At 62.9% G+C, this 18,769-nt stretch carries 14 protein-coding genes and 1 tRNA gene; 9 read left to right on the top strand and 6 right to left on the bottom strand.

Going from position 1 to position 18,769, the window contains the following annotated elements; translation table 11 throughout:
- Positions 1-26 precede the first annotated feature (26 nt).
- The 4 genes from LB538_RS08075 (at position 27) to LB538_RS08060 (ending at position 4,766) form a co-directional block, all read left to right on the top strand.
- Positions 27-1,181 carry a dihydrodipicolinate synthase family protein gene (locus LB538_RS08075; RefSeq protein WP_224524141.1) on the top strand — a complete coding sequence of 385 codons (1,155 nt, stop codon included), beginning with the start codon at positions 27-29 and terminating at the stop codon, positions 1,179-1,181.
- Between the two features lie 80 nt (positions 1,182-1,261).
- The gene (gmd, locus tag LB538_RS08070; protein ID WP_224524143.1) at positions 1,262-2,368 is read left to right on the top strand and encodes a GDP-mannose 4,6-dehydratase; all 1,107 of its coding nucleotides are present in this window, start codon (positions 1,262-1,264) and stop codon (positions 2,366-2,368) included.
- 12 nt (positions 2,369-2,380) lie between these two features.
- The gene (fcl, locus tag LB538_RS08065) at positions 2,381-3,349 is read left to right on the top strand and encodes a GDP-L-fucose synthase (protein ID WP_140842164.1); all 969 of its coding nucleotides are present in this window, start codon (positions 2,381-2,383) and stop codon (positions 3,347-3,349) included.
- Positions 3,336-4,766: a hypothetical protein gene (locus LB538_RS08060; protein WP_224524144.1), complete on the top strand. Its 1,431-nt coding sequence runs from the start codon at positions 3,336-3,338 to the stop codon at positions 4,764-4,766. The genes fcl and LB538_RS08060 overlap by 14 nt, the downstream gene beginning before the upstream one ends.
- 41 nt (positions 4,767-4,807) lie before the next feature.
- On the opposite strand, the gene LB538_RS08055 is transcribed toward LB538_RS08060, so the two are convergent.
- The 3 genes from LB538_RS08055 to cpdR all read right to left on the bottom strand — a co-directional run bounded on the left by LB538_RS08055 (position 4,808) and on the right by cpdR (position 6,236).
- Entirely contained in the window at positions 4,808-5,449 is a 642-nt protein-coding gene (locus LB538_RS08055) for an outer membrane protein (RefSeq protein WP_224543545.1), read from the bottom strand.
- Positions 5,450-5,683: 234 nt separating this feature from the next.
- Positions 5,684-5,758: transfer RNA gene (locus tag LB538_RS08050), tRNA-Val, on the bottom strand.
- Positions 5,759-5,873: 115 nt separating this feature from the next.
- On the bottom strand, positions 5,874-6,236 hold the full coding sequence (cpdR, locus tag LB538_RS08045) for a cell cycle two-component system response regulator CpdR (protein ID WP_006199474.1): 363 nt from the start codon (positions 6,234-6,236) through the stop codon (positions 5,874-5,876).
- A 150-nt stretch (positions 6,237-6,386) separates the two neighbouring features.
- Between cpdR and LB538_RS08040 the strand changes: the two genes are divergently transcribed.
- On the top strand, positions 6,387-7,343 hold the full coding sequence (locus tag LB538_RS08040; protein WP_224524158.1) for an N-formylglutamate amidohydrolase: 957 nt from the start codon (positions 6,387-6,389) through the stop codon (positions 7,341-7,343).
- Between the two features lie 357 nt (positions 7,344-7,700).
- Positions 7,701-8,474: a histidinol-phosphatase gene (hisN, locus tag LB538_RS08035; protein WP_224524173.1), complete on the top strand. Its 774-nt coding sequence runs from the start codon at positions 7,701-7,703 to the stop codon at positions 8,472-8,474.
- 10 nt (positions 8,475-8,484) lie between these two features.
- On the opposite strand, the gene LB538_RS08030 is transcribed toward hisN, so the two are convergent.
- On the bottom strand, positions 8,485-9,441 hold the full coding sequence (locus LB538_RS08030) for an alpha/beta fold hydrolase (protein WP_224524175.1): 957 nt from the start codon (positions 9,439-9,441) through the stop codon (positions 8,485-8,487).
- 615 nt (positions 9,442-10,056) lie between these two features.
- Between LB538_RS08030 and LB538_RS08025 the strand changes: the two genes are divergently transcribed.
- Together LB538_RS08025 and LB538_RS08020 are read left to right on the top strand one after the other, a co-directional pair.
- Positions 10,057-10,524, top strand: coding sequence for an Hsp20 family protein (locus tag LB538_RS08025; protein WP_095766320.1), 468 nt, complete (start codon positions 10,057-10,059; stop codon positions 10,522-10,524).
- Between the two features lie 135 nt (positions 10,525-10,659).
- The gene (locus tag LB538_RS08020) at positions 10,660-11,412 is read left to right on the top strand and encodes a sulfite exporter TauE/SafE family protein (protein ID WP_224524177.1); all 753 of its coding nucleotides are present in this window, start codon (positions 10,660-10,662) and stop codon (positions 11,410-11,412) included.
- 1 nt (position 11,413) lies between these two features.
- On the opposite strand, the gene LB538_RS08015 is transcribed toward LB538_RS08020, so the two are convergent.
- The gene (locus tag LB538_RS08015) at positions 11,414-12,307 is read right to left on the bottom strand and encodes an MBL fold metallo-hydrolase (protein WP_224524179.1); all 894 of its coding nucleotides are present in this window, start codon (positions 12,305-12,307) and stop codon (positions 11,414-11,416) included.
- 25 nt (positions 12,308-12,332) lie between these two features.
- Complete coding sequence (locus LB538_RS08010) at positions 12,333-13,382, bottom strand: threonine aldolase family protein (protein WP_224524181.1); 1,050 nt, start codon at positions 13,380-13,382, stop codon at positions 12,333-12,335.
- 490 nt (positions 13,383-13,872) lie between these two features.
- On the opposite strand from LB538_RS08010, the gene gltB reads away from it, so the two are divergent.
- A complete protein-coding gene (gene gltB / locus LB538_RS08005) occupies positions 13,873-18,609 on the top strand; it encodes a glutamate synthase large subunit (RefSeq protein WP_224524183.1) in 4,737 nt (1,578 codons plus the stop codon).
- Positions 18,610-18,769: the final 160 nt, after the last annotated feature.

The following is an 18,769-nucleotide window of genomic DNA, read 5'->3' as shown; positions in this document are numbered from 1 at the left end:
TTATAGCGACCGCAAGGGAGAGTTCCATGGACATCACCTTGCCTGCGGCAAACGGCGACCGCGTCAGCTACCGGCTTGTCGGCAAACCGGTCGAACCGATCGAGGGCGCACGCTTTTCGCGCATCGCCTATGCCGCCGCCCATGTCGTTGCCGATCCCATCGCCATGACCGATCCGTGGTCGCGGCCGGCGGTCGACTGGAACAGGACGATCGCGTTCCGTCATCATCTGTGGCGGCTCGGCTTTCGCATCGCCGAAGCCATGGATACCTCCCAGCGCGGGATGGGTTTCGACTGGGCGAGCGCGAAGGAGCTGATCCGCCGCTCGATCGCGGAAGCCAAAACGGTGCCGGGCGCCGACCTCGCCTCGGGGGCGGGGACCGATCACCTGGCGCCGGCTGCGGCCAAGACGCTCGATGACGTCATCGGCGCCTATGAAGAGCAATTCGCCTTCATCGAAGGCGAGGGCGGCAAGGCGATCATGATGGCGAGCCGCGCGCTCGCGGCGGTGGCCAAAGGGCCGGACGATTATGCCCGCGTCTATGACCGCATGCTGTCCCAGGCATCGGGCAAGGTCATCCTGCACTGGCTTGGCGACATGTTCGATCCGGCGCTCAAGAATTATTGGGGCAGCAACGATTTCGACGCGGCGCTCGACACGGTCGTCGCCATCATCGAGCGGCATGCGGGCAAGGTCGAAGGCATCAAGATATCGCTGCTCGACGCGGAGAAGGAAGTGCGGCTGCGCGATAGGCTGCCCGACGGGGTGGTGATGTTCACCGGCGACGATTTCAACTATCCCGCACTGATTGCCGGCGACGGCAGGAAACACTCGCATGCGCTGCTCGGCATCTTCGACGCCATCGCGCCGGTGGCAAATGCCGCGCTGGCGAAGCTGGCGGAGGGCGATAAGGCCGGCTATGACGCGCTGATGGCGCCGACCGTGCCGCTGTCGCGAAAAATCTTCGAGGCGCCGACCGAATACTACAAGGCCGGCATCGTCTTCATGGCCTGGCTGAACGGGCATCAGGACCACTTCACGATGGTGGGCGGCATGCAATCGGCGCGCGGCATATGCCACTACGCGGATGTCTTCCGGCTCTCCGACCAGGCCGGGCTGCTGGCCGACCCCGATCTTGCCATCGCCAGGATGAAGAACCTGCTGGCGGTCGCGGGCGTTTAAGCAGGTTCCCCGTGCGGGGATTTGCGTTTCGGCGATAAATCGTATTCGCTTGCCGAAAATAGGCGCGGGCGCACATGGCAATGGCGGACAAAGTCGCCCCGGCAGACAAGGTCGCCCTGGCAAACAGGGTTGCGCTTGTCACCGGGGTTACCGGGCAGGACGGGGCTTATCTGGCCGAGCTGCTGCTCGGCAAGGGCTATGTTGTCCACGGCGTCAAACGCCGGTCGTCTTCCTTCAACACCGAGCGCGTCGACGACATCTATGTCGATCCGCATGAGAGCGGCACGCGCTTCTTTCTGCATCATGGCGATCTGACCGACGCGACCAATCTGATCCGCCTCGTGCAGGAGACGAAGCCCAGCGAGATCTATAATCTCGGCGCGCAAAGCCATGTCCAGGTGAGCTTCGAGACGCCGGAATACACCGCCAATGCCGATGCGCTGGGGACGCTCAGGCTTCTCGAAGCGATCCGCATTCTCGGCCTCGAGAAATCGGTGCGCTTCTACCAGGCCTCGACCTCGGAGCTCTATGGCGATGCGGTCGAAACTCCGCAGAACGAGAGCACGCCGTTCCGGCCGCGCTCACCCTATGCGGCAGCCAAGCTTTATGCTTACTGGATCACGGTCAATTACCGCCAGGCCTATGGCATGTTCGCCGCCAACGGCATCCTGTTCAATCACGAGAGCCCGACGCGTGGCGAAACCTTCGTCACCCGCAAGATCACCCGCGCCGTTGCCGCGATCCATCACGGCCTGCAGGAGACGCTCTATCTCGGCAATATCGACGCACGTCGCGACTGGGGCCATGCGCGCGACTATGTCGAGGGCATGTGGCGCATCCTGCAGCATGACGAGCCGGACGATTTCGTGCTCGCGACCGGCGAGGCGCATTCGGTGCGCGAATTCGTGGAACTCGCCTTCGCCGAGGCCGGACACCGCATTCGCTGGCAGGGCAGCGGTGCCGATGAAGTCGGCATCGACGCAGCCACCGGCGCCGCGCTTGTGCGGATCGATCCGCGCTACTTCCGGCCGACCGAAGTGGATACGCTGGTCGGCGATGCCGCCAAGGCAAGAAAGGTTTTGGGCTGGTCGCACACCATCGGCTTCAAGGACCTGGTGGCGGAAATGGTTCGGGCCGACCTGGTGCGCACCGCCGGCGCTACTTGGCGCAACGGCAGTTCAACCTAGGACTCGGCGCTTATGGACAAGAGTTTCGATCTCAAAGGAAAGCGCATTTTCATTGCCGGCCACCGCGGCATGGTCGGCTCGGCCCTGGTGCGCCGCCTGGCCGGCGAGGATTGCGAGATCGTGACCGTGGCGCGCAGCGAGCTCGACCTTCTCGACCAGGCCGGCGTGCGCCGCTGGATGGAGGCCCGGCGGCCGGACGCCGTGATCATGGCGGCCGCCAAGGTCGGCGGCATCCTGGCCAATGACAGCTTCCCGGTGGATTTCCTTTACGAAAACCTCGTCGTGCAGACCAATGTCGTCGAGGCCGCCTTTCGCAGCGGGGTGCAGAAGCTTCTGTTCCTGGGCTCGTCCTGCATCTATCCGAAGCTTGCGCCGCAGCCGATCCCGGAAGACGCGCTGCTCACCGGCCCGCTCGAACCCACAAACGAATGGTACGCCGTCGCCAAGATCGCCGGGTTGAAACTTTGCCAGGCCTACCGGCGGCAACATGGCGTCGATTACATCTCGGCCATGCCGACAAATCTCTACGGTCCGGGCGACAATTTCGACCTCGACAGCAGTCATGTCGTGCCTGCGCTGATGCGCAAGGCGCATATGGCGAAGCTAACCGGTCAAAAGACCCTGCAGGTGTGGGGTTCGGGCCGGCCGATGCGAGAATTCCTGCATGTCGACGACGCCGCCGACGCCTTTGTCTGGCTTTTGAAGACTTATTCCGGCGACGGCCACGTCAATGTCGGTAGCGGTGAGGACATCACCATCGCGGAGCTTGCCGGCACCGTCGTATCGGTCGTCGGCGCCGGCGCCGAGATCGCGTTCGATCCGACGAAGCCGGACGGGATGCCGCGCAAGCTGATGGACGTCTCGCGCCTGTTCAAGACCGGCTGGAGGCCGGCCTATTCGCTTCGAGATGGATTGGAACAGACCTATGCCTGGTTCCTCGACCATGTCGAGAAAGGCGATATCCGTCTTGGCACTGCATGATTCTCAATCGAAACTCATCGCGGCGACCAGGGAGGACGGTTTGGGCGGCCGGCTTTTGGCTATGGTCAACGCCAAGGCGTTTGCCGACTCGCTCGGCTATCGCTTTGGCTTTGCCTGGAAGCCTATCCATGACGACAAATTTCACTCGGTTGAGAAAGTCGACAAGATATTCTCCGCCGATTTTATCGAGAAGCACTGGCTGGGGGAGACGGTCGAACCATTGGGTTTCGATGTTCTCGGAGAGGTAGCCTTTAGCCGTGCCAGTCTCGATGCCGCGGCGGCACGGCGAAGGTTTCGCGGCTGGATCTGCAACGAGTTTGAGATACTGGATCATTTTCGTGGCGGACCCCAACTCGTCCAACGATCGGAGACATTGCGAGGTTTCGGGTTTTCCAAGACCGTGAATCAGGCGCTCGACGCCGCCGACAAGTGCCCGTTTCCGGGGCCGATCGCCGCTTTGCATCTTCGCAGCGGCGACATCGTGCGCGGCAAGTATCGCTTCATGCTGCATTTCAGCGACAAGGTAGTGGCCTCGACCTTGGTCAAGGCTGTCGCGTCAGAGCTTTCGTCAAAAGGCCTGACAACTCTTCTGATCGGTCAGGATCGTGAAACGCTCGAATATCTGCGGTCGGAAACGGGAGCCTTGCTGGGCGACGATCTGGGATCGGCGGAATTCGCAGATGAGACGCTCAAGGCATTTTTCGAGATGAGGCTGATGGCGCGGTGCCAGAAAATCTATGCAGGCGGCAGCGTCTATGCGTCCGTCGCATCGATGATGGGCGATGTCGGTCTCGTCCATCCGAAAACCTTGTTCGACGGTTCGAGAGCCGCGGAAGTGATTCTGGCCGAACTCAGCCGACATCAGGGCGATTACCACCCGCTCGAGGCGGCCTTCGGCTATCAAACCGCGTTTCTCGATCTCGAGGATCAAATCAATCCCGCGCGAGCAAGAGACATCCTGGAAAAGGCTCACGCGCTGGATCCGCACAACGACGTCTATCCGCTCAAAATCGCGGCGGCCTTTTTTCGCGAACGCGACTATCGGTCCGGCGAAGCCGTTTTGAAGGCGCTCATGACAGGACAGTTCGAAGCCTCTCCCGCAATGCCGTTGCGCGCGATTGGCGTGCTGGTCTGCCGAACATGGCGCGGTGATGTCATGTCGAAGGATTTCGAGTCCTTCTTCGCGGCGGCCGCAGAGGGGCATCCCTACGCCGCGGCGTGTTCGGCGCATATTCTCCATGCAACATTCGGGAAGGTGAAGCCGGCTCTGCGGATGATTGCGAAGTCGCTGGAGGCGGAACCGGCCAATGCCTTGTTCAAGAGAATCAAACGGCACATACGGCCATTGACGACGCCTCAGTCCGGTCCTCTGGCGAAGGCGCGGCTGCGACTCTGGAAGGCGGGGATTCGAATATAGGGACCGCCGCTGCGGTCTTTGCCGCGGCTGCATTAGGGAGATCAAAAGCGGTAGTTCAGACTCAGAGAAACCGTATGGGTGCTGGGCTTGACGAATGTTGGACCAACCAACGCGCTGTCGTCTTGGAAATTATGATCCGAGAAATGCGCGTAGGCGTAATCAAGGCCGACAACCCATTTGTCATTGAGCGCGTAGTCGGCGCCGACACCGATCGTCCAGCCGGTATAAGTCCTGTCAAACTTGGTATCGCCAAAACCGAGAACGCTATATCCGGTATCGTGCAGGTGCAGGAAGGCCACGCCGCCCTTAACGTAGGGTAGGAAATTGCCCATCGCATATCCGGCCTTCGCAACGATATCGCCTTGCCAATCGGCAGCGGTCTCGAACGTTTCAGCGTCGATTGTCGGCACCGTCTTCTTGTTGAACACCGCAACCAGGCGGGCCTCCGCTCCGAGAACGAAATTGTTGTCGAACTGGTATTGATAGCCTACTTGGCCGCCAACCGATGCCGAGGTGCTATCACCATCGTATTCGCTAGGATCGTTATTGGGGATCGTCACATCGCCCTGGAGAAAATTGACGCCGGCCACTGCGCCGATATAGGCGCCAGTCCAATTGTAGGACGTGGGCTCGACCGACAATGCATCCGCAGCAAAGACTGGCGAACAAAACCCAACAAGCATTGCCGACGTGAGTAGAACTTTCCTCATAATTCGCCTGTGGCTCCCGATCCGCCATTGCACCTAAGGGTTGATAGCATGGCTTTCAGGGTTGCGCTGTAACACAGCGGCAACAGTGGCGCTGGAGGAGCTTAGCCCTGACGTGCCCCGCGCGACCAGAGCCGGGCGGAGGCTGCAATATACCTAGCCGGTGTGCTCGGGGTCCACTGGCGGAGATCGGCTAATTTAGTGGTAGGATGGTGGGCGTGACAAGGATTGAACTTGTGACCCCTGCAATGTCAATGCAGTGCTCTCCCGCTGAGCTACACGCCCATCCGAAGCCGCGCATACACCACTTTTGATCCGGCGCGTCAATAGCGGGAATGTGGAAAGACGGCTTCCGTTTGTCGCATCGGCGCGGCGCGTCGTCGATGCCTGCCGAAGTGGCTCAGGCCGCCTGCAGCATCTTCTCGACCTCGTTGACGAGATCGCGCAGGTGGAAGGGCTTCGACAGCACCTTGGCGTCCTTGGGCGCCTTGGAATCCGGATTAAGCGCGACTGCGGCAAAGCCGGTGATGAACATCACCTTGAGGTCCGGATCGATCTCGGTGGCACGGCGGGCAAGCTCGATGCCGTCCATCTCCGGCATGACGATGTCGGTCAGTAGCAGCGAAAAAGGCTCTTCGCGCAGCCGCTCATAGGCGCTGGCGCCATTGTCGAAATCGCTTACCTGGTAGCCGGCGCGTTCCAGCGCCTTGACGAGGAAGCGGCGCATATCGTCGTCGTCTTCCGCCAGCAGAATGCGTGCCATCATATCCCGTCCGAATCACCCGCCCCAAGCCTGCCGCCGGGCAAGGCTGTTAACCATGCTGTATATGAGGATGTGTCGGTAAACATCAAGTGAATGAAGGGCGTCCCGCATCCGGTTCAAGCTGCGATTTCGTCGCCCGAAATGCTGGACATGCCGCACGCAAGGTGGCAAGTTTTACGTCATGATGCAGTGCTGTTTCCTGGTTCGTGCAAATTGAGAACGGCAGCCGAGGATTTTTCGGTCGTCCCACCCTTCGAAATCCGATCGGGCGCCGAGCAGCGCGTCCCTTTCCTGTTCAACTCACCGCATAGCGGCCGTCACTATCCGGAGCGCTTCCTGGCCATGGCGCGGCTTGACCGCAACGCCATCCGCCGGTCGGAGGACTGCTATGTCGAGGAGCTTTTCGGCGGCGCCGTGCCGCTCGGCGCGCCACTGCTGGCGGCCAATTTTCCGCGCGCCTATCTCGATGTCAACCGCGAGCCGTGGGAACTCGATCCGCGCATGTTCGCGGAGCCGGTCCCGTCCTTCTGCAACATCCGTTCGGCGCGTGTCGCCGGCGGGCTGGGCACGGTGCCGAAGCTTGTCGGTGAAGGCCTCGATATCTATCCCGGCCGCCTGCCGCTGGCTGAGGCCGTGGCGCGCATCGAAGCGGTGTACAAGCCTTATCACGAGACGCTGAAGCGGCTCCTGACCAGAACGCATGCCAGGTTTGGCTATGCCGTGCTGATTGACTGCCACTCGATGCCGGCCAGCATACGCGTCGGCGACAACGGTGTGCGGCCCGACTTCATCATCGGCGATCGGTTCGGAATTTCGGCCTCGCCGGCGCTTACCGAGATGGCCATCGGCCTGCTTGTCCGCATGGGCTACACCGTCGCGCATAACAAGCCCTATGCGGGAGGGTTCATCACCGAACATTATGGCAGGCCGGCGCGGCATCTGCATGCGTTGCAGATCGAGGTCAATCGCGGGCTTTACATGGACGAGCGGACGTTCCAGAAATCGGCCGGCTTCGACGCCTTGGCCTGCGACCTGACCCGCTTCTCGGCCGACCTGATGTCGATGCCCGACCACCATTTCGTCGATTTGCCGCTTGCGGCGGAATGACGGCGCGGTTGGCGCGCCGAGTTCTTGCATACGCAATTCCGGACGGAAAACCGCTTCACACTTTCCCGGAATTGCCTGAAAAAAAGACCGCATCGTTTTCACGACACGGTCGAAGTCTAGGGAGGAAACGCCCAAGGAGGGCATGGACAGGAAAACCTGTCCGATGACAAAATTATTGTGCGCCGCACAAATGTCAATCGACAGCGGGCTTTTTTAATTCAATATGATGTGGAAATTCCGCTTCGGCGGCTCAGATGTGACATTCGGGCAACAGAAAACGGGCGTCTGACCGGTCTTCAGCGCGCCTGTTCGGCGAGAAACAGGCAGCCGGCAACGGCCGCGATGGGGGAGAGCGACTTGGATATCAGCACCGATTTCATGCGGCGCATCGCGCATGCCGCCGCCGCCGAAACCCTGCCGCGCTTCCGCAGCCAGGGGGCGGTCACCAACAAGCTTACGGGAAGCTTCGATCCGGTAACGGAGGCCGATCGCGAAGCCGAGCGCGCGATCCGGACGCTGATTTCGTCCGAATATCCCGAGCACGGCATCCTCGGCGAGGAGCATGGCAGCCACAACCTCGCCAGCCGACATGTCTGGGTGATCGACCCGATCGACGGCACCCGCGCGTTCATTTCCGGCATCCCGGTGTGGGGAACGCTGGTCGGGCTGACCGTCGACGGCGAGGCGGTCGCCGGCATGATGTCGCAACCCTTCACCGGTGAGCTGTTCTACGCCAACGCTTCCGGGTCGCATTATGAAGGACCGGGCGGCCCGCGCCGGCTCGCGACCCGCAAGACGACCGAACTCGCGCAAGCGACGCTGTTCACGACTACGCCGGCATTGTTCCAGGGCGATGCGCGCAAGCGCTATGACCAGTTCGAGACAAAGGTGCAGCTCGCCCGCTACGGCACCGATTGCTACGCCTTCGCCATGCTGGCGGCCGGCAGCATCGACATCGTCGCCGACCCGGGCCTGAAGCCCTACGACATCGTCGCGCTGATCCCGATCATTGAGAAGGCCGGCGGCGTCATCACCACTTTCGAAGGCGGGCCGGCGGAGAAGGGCGGCGATATACTGGCGGCCGCGACGCCCGAGCTTCATGCGGCAGCGATGGCGGCGCTGCGCGGCTGATCGGGCGCGCTCAGGGAGCATCACCCGTGCCGGGGATGAAGGCGTCGAAAGCCGCCAGGAGCTGCTCGCGGTAGATGTCCTTCTCCTGCAGGATCTCGTGTTGCGCGCCGTCAATCATCAACAGCGAGCCGACGCGCAGTTTCCTGGCATAGGCCTCCACCGCCTTGGTCGAGACCACCCGGTCGGCGCCGGCGGCGACGATCAGCATCGGCACCTTCACCCTTGCCATGAAATCCGGATCGCTGACGGCTTTCGCGGCCGCGGCGGCGGCCCTCAGCCAGCGGATGGTTGGACCGCCGAGCGCGAGCTGCGGCCAGGCCTCGTAGATTCCGACATTGCGCCGGTAGCGCGCAGGATCCGAGGTCACCTTGTTCACCTCGAAAGCGGGCGGCACTTTCGGGCGCGGACCGAGCGCGGCATAGAGCCGGCCGAGACCCAGCGCGCAGAAAACCGTGCAGACGCGCCGGACCGTGGCGATCGAGACCGGCAGGTCCGGCACCTCGAGAAAAGGAGCCAGCAGCACCATGCGTCGCACCCGGTTGACCATCGACGGCGAGGCAAGCAGCGCAATCACCGCGCCCGTGGAGTGCGCGAGGATGTAATAGGGGCCGCGGCAGTCGGGCAGCACGATTTCTTCGAAGAATTGCTCGAGATCGCGCGTATAGTCACGGAAGCTACGGACATAGCCGCGCTGGCGGTCACGCAGCAGGCGGCTGGAATCGCCCTGGCCGCGCCAGTCGAGGATGGCGACGCCGAAGCCGCGATCGGCGAGATCGCGGATGGTCTCGAAATATTTCTCGATGCATTCGTTGCGCCCGGTCAGCAGAACCACCGTGCCCTGCAGCGGGCGGCTGACAGCGGCAAAGACGCCATAGCGGATCTTCTTGCCGTCGCGTGTGGTGAAGAAGCCGCCCGCGGCATTCTGCGGCGCGGGATTGTCCTCGGTCAGATGGAAAAGATCCGTCATGCGGCGTCGTTGCTTGTTCTTTGCCCGGACGGGCGAGGCGTCGGCATGGTGATAGACGGCCAGGCGGCAAAAGCAAAGGCGTTGCGAGGATTTACGCGGTTGCCGCGCATGACCCCGAAAATCGGAATCGATTTCGGAAAGGATCATGCGCGAAATCAAAAGTGCTACTGCGTCCCTAGCGCGTCCAGAGGACGCGCGGCGCTGTAGCGCGGGGAAGGCCGGAAGTGCCTGCGGTGCACTTCCGGCCTCTGTCGATCCGGGAGGAAGGGACGTTGCACCCGGTTCGGCCTCGTCGCGGCGCAGGGACGGGGGCGCCGCTTGTCTCTCTGTCTTGACGTAATTCCGGACGGAAAACCGCTTCGCACTTTTCCTGGAATTGCTCGAACTTGACCGAAGCCTAATGCCGCATGACTGAACGGATGCCGAAGCCGTGGTTCATCCACCGTTCATGAACGTGGCTGCATTGCGACCAAGGAAAACCTTGAAATGGCTTTTTGAGCTTCCCAAATGAATGCTGTGGCCGCCGATGTCGGGGCCGCTGGCCTATCCGGAACGCCTTTCGAGGGTTTCGCACCGGGTCATACGCAAACCATGTTGCTCAAAAGGAGAACACTCATGCGTCACGTTGATTTTTCCCCGCTTTATCGTTCGACCGTCGGCTTCGACCGGCTGTTCACCATGCTCGATTCGCTCGGCCAGCCCGAGACTGCGCAGACCTATCCGCCCTATAATATCGAGCGCACCGGCGAGAACGCCTATCGCATCTCGATGGCCGTTGCCGGCTTCTCGGAAGACGAGATTTCGATCGAAGCCCACCGCAACGTGCTGACCGTCAAGGGCGAGCGCAAGGAAGAGAACAACAGCGAGGGTTCCGAGCTGCTTTACCGCGGCATCGCCTCGAGGTCCTTCGAGCGCCGCTTCCAGCTCGCCGACCACGTCGAAGTGGAAGGCGCCACGCTGAAGAACGGCCTGCTCTTCGTCGACCTCAAGCGCAACATTCCCGAGGAGCTGAAGCCGCGCAAGATCGCGATCACCTCGTCCGCGGACAAGGCCAAGCAGATCGAAACCAAGGCCGCCGCATAACCCGCGGGGCCCGGAGTAGACAACGTCTCCCTCCCGAGACGAAAGCGGCGCCGCAAGGCGCCGCTTTTTATTGTGCCACCGGCAACGCGCGGTTCTGGCTCTTTTGAAGCATGCAGCGGCGGATCATGAAGGGCGATGTCCGATTTTTCCCTGCTGCTGACACTCACCGTTGCAATCACTTTCCTGCTCGCCGGTATCGTCAAGGGCGTCACCGGCATGGGCCTGCCGACGCTGGCCATGGGATTGCTTGGCACCATCATGCCGCCGGTGACCGCGGCGTCGCTGCTGATCGTGCCGTCCTTCGTCAGCAATGTCTGGCAGCTTTTCGCCGGCCCGAGTTTTTCGGCGATCCTGCGCCGGCTTTGGCTGATGATGGCGGGCATTCTGATCGGCACGATCGCCGGCTCGCGGCTGCTCGCCAGCGACAATGTCAAATGGACGACCGCCGGCCTCGGCGCGGCATTGATCGCCTATGCCGCCTATAGCCTGCTCGCGCGGCAGCCTGTCGTTCCCGAGAAAAGCGAGCGCTGGTCGTCGCCGGTCGTGGGTTTTCTCACCGGCCTGGTCACGGGCGGCACCGGCGTCTTCGTAGTGCCCGCCGTGCCTTACATCCAGGCGCTGGGCTTGAGCCGGGACGATCTGATCCAGGCGCTCGGTCTTTCCTTCACGGTGTCGACGATCGCCCTGGCGCTGGGCCTTGCCTCGCATGGCGTCTTCGAGGCGGGACATCTGGCGATGTCCTCGCTTGCCGTGCTGCCGGCCCTGCTCGGCATGTGGCTGGGGCAAATCCTGCGCCGGAAGATCAGCCCGGCAACTTTTCGCCGCTGGTTCCTGATTTTTCTGGTCCTGCTCGGCGTCGAGTTGTTGCTGCGGCCATTCCTCGCCTGATCTATCGGCTGCTTGCCGCGAGGATCGCCGCGACGTTCTGTCGGTGAACGGCTTCGTATGGCGCGAAATACTCGGTCGCCGTGGTGGCGAAAATCTCGGCGCCGAAGGTCCGCAGATCCTGCTTGGCTAGGTCGGGGTCTTGCCGGCAGGCAAGCAGCTTTCGGACGTAGGCCTCGGTGGCGTCGATGAAGCTTCTGTCATAGCCGCCGGCTTCGATCGCCTCAAAGGAACCGTGGTTGGGCAGAATTCGATCGAACTGCCAACTGGACATGCGCCCAAGGTCGACCAGATGCTCGCTCAGGCGCTCCGGCTCCGACACATAGGTGACGGAGTCTTCCAGCGTGTCGCCTGCCAAAAGCAGGCCGGCGTCGGGCATCAGCAGCACCGTGCCGTCATGGCTGTGGATCTCGACCTGGCGCAGTTCGATGGGGACCGCCCCGACCGTCAGGCTGAGGCTGTTGTCGAAAACCCTGTTGGGCAGCACGAGCGGCTTGATCGGCGGATTACCGCCCTCGATGTCGGCCCGGCCGCGTTCGAGCGCCAAGGCGGTGAGGCGGTTGGCGATGATCTCGCAATCCTCAAACACCTCGTTGCCGGCGATATGATCGTCATGCCAGTGGCTGAGCACGACGCGCATCGAGGTTACGCCCATCTCCTCAAGGGTTTTCCGGATGAAGCGGGCATGGGGCAGGGATATGTGCGTGTCATAGACAAGCGCCTGCGAGCCGTCGACGATCGCATAGGTGCAGATGCCAAGCGTGTAAGCGCCGTCGTCAAGCCAGTTCGGCTCGTGCGACCAGATGCGAACGCCTTCGATGCGGCCGTCATAGAAGCCCAGCACGTTCGGCGCCGGACGGACCAGCCGCATCGTCGAGCCGAGAGACGGCTTGGTCATCTGGCTGCTCCCGAGTGCCGCAAGCTCAGCCAAGCAACTGGCCGAGACGGTCGATCTCTTGCGTCGTGGTGGCGAAGCTGGCGACGAAGCGGTAGATCGCTTCACTATCGCCGAGGTGGCCATCGAAACCCTGCGGCACGCCCCATTCGTAGAATTTGGCGCCGGCCGCTTGCAGCTTTTCCGCGGTGGCCCGACCGAGGATGGCAAACACTTCGTTGGCCTGCGGCAGCCAGGCGAGCTTGCCGGCCGGCGCATCCTCGATCGTCTCGGCCAAATGCGCGGCCATCGCATTGGCGTGGCCTGCCATCCTCAACCACAGATCGTCGGTGAAATAGGCCTCGAACTGGGCCGAGATGAAGCGGGCCTTGGAAAAAGTCTGTCCGGCGCGCTGGCGCAGCAGGCGCAGATCCTTGCCGGCATCCGGATTGAGAACCACGACCGCATCGGCCATCCAGCAGCCATTCTTGGTGCCGCCGAAGGATATAAGATCGACGCCGCTCTTCCAGGTCATTTCGGCCGGGCTGACGCCGGTCGCTGCAATCGCATTGGCGAAGCGCGCGCCGTCCATGTGCAGCGGCAGCTTGTGGCGGCGGCTGACCTCGGCGATCGCCTTGACATCGTCGACGCTGTAGACCGTGCCGACCTCGGTCGCCTGGGTCACGGTGACCGCCATCGGCTGGCCGGCGGGGGCCAGGTCCTGCGAATATCGCTTGATGGTCCGGTCGAGAGCCTCCGGGGTCATGCGTCCCAGCGGTCCCGCCACCGGCGCCATGCGCGCGCCGCCGGTGTAGAAACCCATCGCGCCGAACTCGTCGACATTCATATGCGCTTCGTAATGGCAAAGCGCGATGCCGCCGATGCGGTTCAACGCAGCCATCGAAAGCGCGTTGGCCGCCGTGCCGGTCGCGACGAAGAAGACCTGCACCTCGCGCTCGAAGATCTCGTTGAAGCGACGATAGACGGCGCGGTCCAGATCGCCGTCGCCATAGGCGGTCGCGATGCCTGCGGCATGGCGCGACAGGTTGGCCGAAATGTCGGGATGGACGCCCGCCCAGTTGTCGGATGCAAAGAACATCGAAAAGTCCGTATCGTGATTGGCGAAAGCGGCGGGACTTGACCGCTTCGGCAGTCGAAGCGCAAGGGCCAATCGTCGGCAAAGCGGTGAAGCCAGCAATCGATCCCAAAATGCCTGGACCAAAGCTTGCGTTTCCGGGGCCTGTCACGAAATTTTGTGTCGCGCAGCGCCCAAGTTTTTTGTGAATCGGTCTTGTGCGGCTGTCTGATTTCTGCCATAAAAAATTTAGGACAGTAGTGCTGTCTTATTTTGTCGCACAAAACAGGCTGGACTGGCGTATCATCGCTGCCATTCCGGCCATTGTCGCGAGCGGCGGGTAGACGGCCCGGCTCTGGCCTGTACGATACCGGATGCGAACCGGGCGTATAGCCGTTTGGTTCGGTGGATTTCGCGAGACGTGCAGCAACATGGAGGGGAAGCATCATGCTTCCCAAGGCAAACCAGCGTCCTGAGACAGTCGGGGCCAAGGTGGAGAACGGAGGATAGGACGATGACGGAACTGACGCCATCTGCGATCAACGGCCAGGCCGCGCAGACGAAAGCGGCAGCCGTTAAAAATACCGTCCTGGCCAAAGGGCTGCGAACCGCCAACGGCATGACCGCGCAGGGCCTCTATGATCCGCGCAACGAGCACGACGCCTGCGGCGTCGGCTTCATCGCCAACATGAAGGGCTTGAAGTCGCACCGGATCGTCGAGGACGGCCTGGCGATGCTGGAAAACCTCACCCATCGCGGCGCCGTCGGCGCCGATCCGCTGGTCGGCGACGGCGCCGGCGTGCTGGTGCAGATCCCGGACGCTTTCTTCCGCGAGGAATTGGCGGTCGTGGGCGTCGAACTGCCGCCGGCCGGTCAATACGGCGTAGGCCATTGGTTCATGCCGCAAGACGCGGCGCTGCGCGCCCATATCGAAGAGATCATCGCCGAATCCGCGCAGTCGGAAGGGCTGCCGCTCATCGGCTTCCGCGACGTGCCGGTCGACAATTCGTCGCTGTCGAAGGCGCCGGATATCGTGGCGTCCGAGCCGTTCCATCGGCAGGTGTTCATCGGCCGCACGGCCGACATCCCGGACGACGAGGAGTATGAGGCGCGGCTTTACCTGCTGCGCAAGGTGATCTCGGGCCGCATCTATGCCGAGAACGACAACAAGGATGTCGGCGCCTATTGCGTGTCGCTGTCGGCGCGCACCATCGTCTACAAGGGCATGTTCCTGGCCTATCAGGTCGGCGCCTATTACAAGGACCTCAAGGATCCGCGCTTCGAGACGGCGCTGATCCTGGTCCACCAGCGTTTTTCGACCAACACCTTCCCATCATGGAAGCTGGCGCATCCCTATCGCATGGTCGCGCACAACGGCGAGATCAACACCGTGCGCGGCAACAACAACTGGATGGCGGCGCGCCAGGCCTCGGTCGATTCCGAACTGTTCGGCAACAACATCTCGAAGCTCTGGCCGATCTCCTATGAAGGCCAGTCGGACACGGCGTGCTTCGACAACGCGCTCGAGTTCCTGTTCCAGGGCGGCTACTCGCTCACCCACGCCATGATGATGCTGATCCCGGAAGCCTGGGCCGGCAACAAGCTCATGGACGCCGACCGCAAGGCTTTCTACGAGTACCATGCGGCGCTGATGGAGCCGTGGGACGGACCAGCGGCGGTGGTCTTCACCGACGGCCGCCAGATCGGCGCCACGCTCGACCGCAACGGCCTGCGCCCGGCGCGCTACATCGTCACCGACGACGACCGCGTTATCATGGCGTCGGAAGCCGGTGCGCTGCCGGTGCCGGAGGAAAAGATCGTGCAGAAGTGGCGGCTGCAGCCCGGCCGCATGCTGCTGATCGACCTCGCCAAGGGCCGCATCGTCTCCGACGAGGAGATCAAGTCGGAGATTGCGACCAGGCACCCCTACAAGACCTGGCTCGCCAACACGCAGCTGATCCTGGAAGATCTGAAGCCGGTCGAGCCGCGCGCGCTGCGCAAGGATGTCAGCCTGCTCGATCGCCAGCAGTCCTTCGGCTACACGCAGGAAGACACCAAGCTTTTGATGGCACCGATGGCCACCACCGGCCAGGAGGCCGTCGGCTCGATGGGCACCGACACGCCGATCTCGGCGATGTCGGACAAGTCGAAGCTGCTCTATACCTATTTCAAGCAGAACTTCGCCCAAGTCACCAACCCGCCGATCGACCCGATCCGCGAGGAGCTGGTGATGAGCCTGGTGTCGTTCATCGGGCCGCGGCCGAACATCTTCGACCTGGTCGGCACGTCGCGCCGCAAGCGGCTCGAAGTGCGCCAGCCGATCCTGACCAATGGCGATCTGGAGAAGATCCGCTCGATCGGCCACACCGAGGACCGTTTCGACACCAAGACGATCGACATCACCTACGGCTCGAACGAGGGCGCCGCCGGCATGCAAGGCGCTATCGACCGGCTCTGCGAGCGCGCGGAGGCGGCGGTCGCCGGCGGCTACAACATCATCATCCTGTCCGACCGCCAGGTCGGCCCGGACCGCATCGCGATCCCATCGCTGCTGGCGACGGCGGCCGTGCATCATCACCTGATCCGCAAGGGCCTGCGCACCGCGGTCGGCCTCGTGGTGGAATCCGGCGAGCCGCGCGAGGTGCATCATTTCTGCTGCCTGGCAGGCTACGGCGCCGAGGCGATCAATCCCTATCTCGCCTTCGACACGCTGCTCGACATGCACAAGCGTGGCGAGCTGCCGGAAGAGGTCGACGAATACGAGGTGGTCTCGCGCTACATCAAGTCGATCGGCAAGGGCATCCTCAAGGTGATGTCCAAGATGGGCATCTCGACCTACCAGTCCTATTGCGGCGCGCAGATCTTCGACGCCATCGGGCTGAAGTCAGACTTCGTCGAGAAGTATTTCACCGGCACAGCGACGCTGATCGAAGGCGTCGGCCTGGACGAGATCGCCACCGAGACGCTCAGCCGCCACAGCGACGCCTTCGGCAGCGATCCGGTGCTGCGCAACAACCTTGAGGTTGGCGGCGAGTACATGTTCCGCATGCGCGGCGAGGCGCATATGTGGTCGCCCGATGCGGTCGCCAGCCTGCAGCACGCCGTGCGGCAGGGCTCCTGGGACACGTTCAAGGACTATTCGGCGCAGATCGACAGCTCGACCGCGCGCGCCCAGACCATTCGCGGCCTGTTCAAGATCAGAACAGCGGACGAGACCGGCCGCAAGAAGGTCGCGATCGAGGACGTCATGCCGGCGGCCGAGATCGTCAAGCGCTTCTCGACCGGGGCGATGTCGTTCGGCTCGATCTCCAGGGAAGCGCACACCACGCTGGCGCGCGCCATGAACGCCATCGGCGGCAAGTCCAACACCGGCGAGGGCGGCGAAGAGGCCGACCGCTACCTGCCGCTGCCCGGCGGCGGCAAGAACCCGGAACGATCGGCGATCAAGCAGGTCGCGTCGGGCCGCTTCGGCGTCACGGCGGAATATCTGGTCAATTCCGATGTCATGCAGATCAAGGTGGCGCAGGGTGCCAAGCCCGGCGAGGGCGGCCAGTTGCCCGGACACAAGGTCGACGCGACCATCGCCAAGGTCAGGCACTCGACGCCCGGCGTCGGCCTGATCTCGCCGCCGCCGCATCACGACATCTATTCGATCGAGGATCTGGCGCAGCTGATCTACGATCTGAAGAACGTCAATCCGGCGGCCGACGTCTCGGTCAAGCTGGTGTCGGAGGTCGGCGTCGGCACGGTCGCGGCGGGCGTCGCCAAGGCGCGCGCCGACCACATCACCATCTCAGGCTATGACGGCGGTACCGGCGCTTCGCCGCTGACCTCGCTCAAGCATGCCGGCAGCCCGTGGGAAATGGGCCTTGCCGAAACGCACCAGACGCTGGTGCTCAACGGCTTGCGCTCACGTGTCGCGCTGCAGGTCGATGGCGGCCTGCGCACCGGGCGCGACGTCATCATCGGCGCGCTGCTCGGCGCCGACGAGTTCGGCTTCTCGACCGCGCCGCTGATCGCGGCCGGCTGCATCATGATGCGCAAGTGCCACCTCAACACCTGCCCGGTCGGCGTGGCGACGCAGGACCCGGTGCTGCGCAAGCGCTTCAAGGGCACGCCGGAGCACGTCATCAACTTCTTCTTCTACGTGGCGGAAGAGGTGCGGGCCTTGCTTGCCGACATGGGCTTCACCCATATCGACCAGATCATCGGCGACACCGATCTCCTGGAAAAGCGCGACGTCATCCAGCACTGGAAGGCGCGCGGGCTCGACTTCTCGAAGATGTTCTTCAAGCCGGACGCGCCGCACGAGGCGCTGCACTGGACCGAGCGGCAGAAGCATCCGATCGACGACGTGCTCGACCGCAAGCTGATCGAGCTGGCGAAGCCGGCGCTGGACGCCAAGCAGCCGGTCACCATCGAGCTGCCGATCCGCAACGTCGACCGCTCTGTCGGCGCCATGCTGTCGGGCGAAGTCGCCAAGCGTTTCAAGCACAAGGGCCTGCGCGAGGACACGATCAAGGTGAAGCTGACCGGCACTGCCGGCCAGTCCTTCGCCGCCTTCCTGGCGCGCGGCGTCTCCTTCGAGCTGGTCGGCGCCGGCAACGACTATGTCGGCAAGGGCCTGTCGGGCGGCCGCATCGTCGTCCGGCCGCCGCAAGAGGCCAAGATCGTCGCGGCGGACTCGATCATCGTCGGCAACACGGTGCTCTACGGCGCCACCGAAGGCGAGGCGTATTTCGCCGGCGTCGCCGGCGAGCGTTTCGCGGTGCGCAATTCCGGCGTGGCGGCCGTCGTCGAGGGCGTCGGCGACCACGGCTGCGAATACATGACCGGCGGCATCGTCGTCGTGCTCGGCAAGACCGGGCGCAACTTCGCGGCCGGCATGTCGGGCGGCGTCGCCTATGTGCTGGACGAGAAGGGCGATTTCGCCGAGCGCTGCAACATGGCGATGGTCGAGCTCGAGCCTGTCCCGGAAGAGGACGACCTGATGGAGAAGCTGCTCCATCACGGCGGCGACCTCGACCACAAGGGCCGCGTCGACGTCTCCGGCGACATGACCAGCCATGACGAGGAGCGGCTTTACCAGCTGATCTCGAACCACGTGCATTTCACCGGTTCGGTGCGCGGCCGTGAGATCCTCGACGACTGGCAGAATTTTAGGCCGAAATTCCGGAAAATCATGCCGGTGGAATATCGCCGCGCACTGATCGAGATGGAACGCATGCGTATGAGCGTGGCGGCGGAATAGGTTTTCGGGCACGGCCCGGAAGATGACTTTCCGGCCGGCCTCCTCACCAACAATCCTGACCTCCAGAGCATGATCCCGACAAGTGGGAACCGGTTTTCGGCGAAGGTCATGCTCCAACAGGTGCGGTTGCCACGGCAGCCTTATGGGGTTAACGGGTGCG

The sequence above is a fragment of the Mesorhizobium sp. Ca11 genome (assembly GCF_020165275.1).
GTDB lineage: Bacteria > Pseudomonadota > Alphaproteobacteria > Rhizobiales > Rhizobiaceae > Mesorhizobium.
This window is presented reverse-complemented; position numbering and strand designations above follow the sequence as displayed.

Coding starts and splice junctions, on each gene's coding strand:
- gmd (WP_224524143.1), top strand. CDS start 1,262: ATGGCGGACAAAGTCGCCCCGGCAGACAAGGTCGCCCTGGCAAACAGG.
- LB538_RS08015 (WP_224524179.1), bottom strand. CDS start 12,307: ATGACCAAGCCGTCTCTCGGCTCGACGATGCGGCTGGTCCGTCCGGCG.
- LB538_RS08025 (WP_095766320.1), top strand. CDS start 10,057: ATGCGTCACGTTGATTTTTCCCCGCTTTATCGTTCGACCGTCGGCTTC.
- cpdR (WP_006199474.1), bottom strand. CDS start 6,236: ATGGCACGCATTCTGCTGGCGGAAGACGACGACGATATGCGCCGCTTC.
- LB538_RS08030 (WP_224524175.1), bottom strand. CDS start 9,441: ATGACGGATCTTTTCCATCTGACCGAGGACAATCCCGCGCCGCAGAAT.
- LB538_RS08010 (WP_224524181.1), bottom strand. CDS start 13,382: ATGTTCTTTGCATCCGACAACTGGGCGGGCGTCCATCCCGACATTTCG.
- LB538_RS08075 (WP_224524141.1), top strand. CDS start 27: ATGGACATCACCTTGCCTGCGGCAAACGGCGACCGCGTCAGCTACCGG.
- LB538_RS08055 (WP_224543545.1), bottom strand. CDS start 5,449: ATGCTTGTTGGGTTTTGTTCGCCAGTCTTTGCTGCGGATGCATTGTCG.
- gltB (WP_224524183.1), top strand. CDS start 13,873: ATGACGGAACTGACGCCATCTGCGATCAACGGCCAGGCCGCGCAGACG.
- LB538_RS08020 (WP_224524177.1), top strand. CDS start 10,660: ATGTCCGATTTTTCCCTGCTGCTGACACTCACCGTTGCAATCACTTTC.
- fcl (WP_140842164.1), top strand. CDS start 2,381: ATGGACAAGAGTTTCGATCTCAAAGGAAAGCGCATTTTCATTGCCGGC.
- LB538_RS08040 (WP_224524158.1), top strand. CDS start 6,387: ATGCCGCACGCAAGGTGGCAAGTTTTACGTCATGATGCAGTGCTGTTT.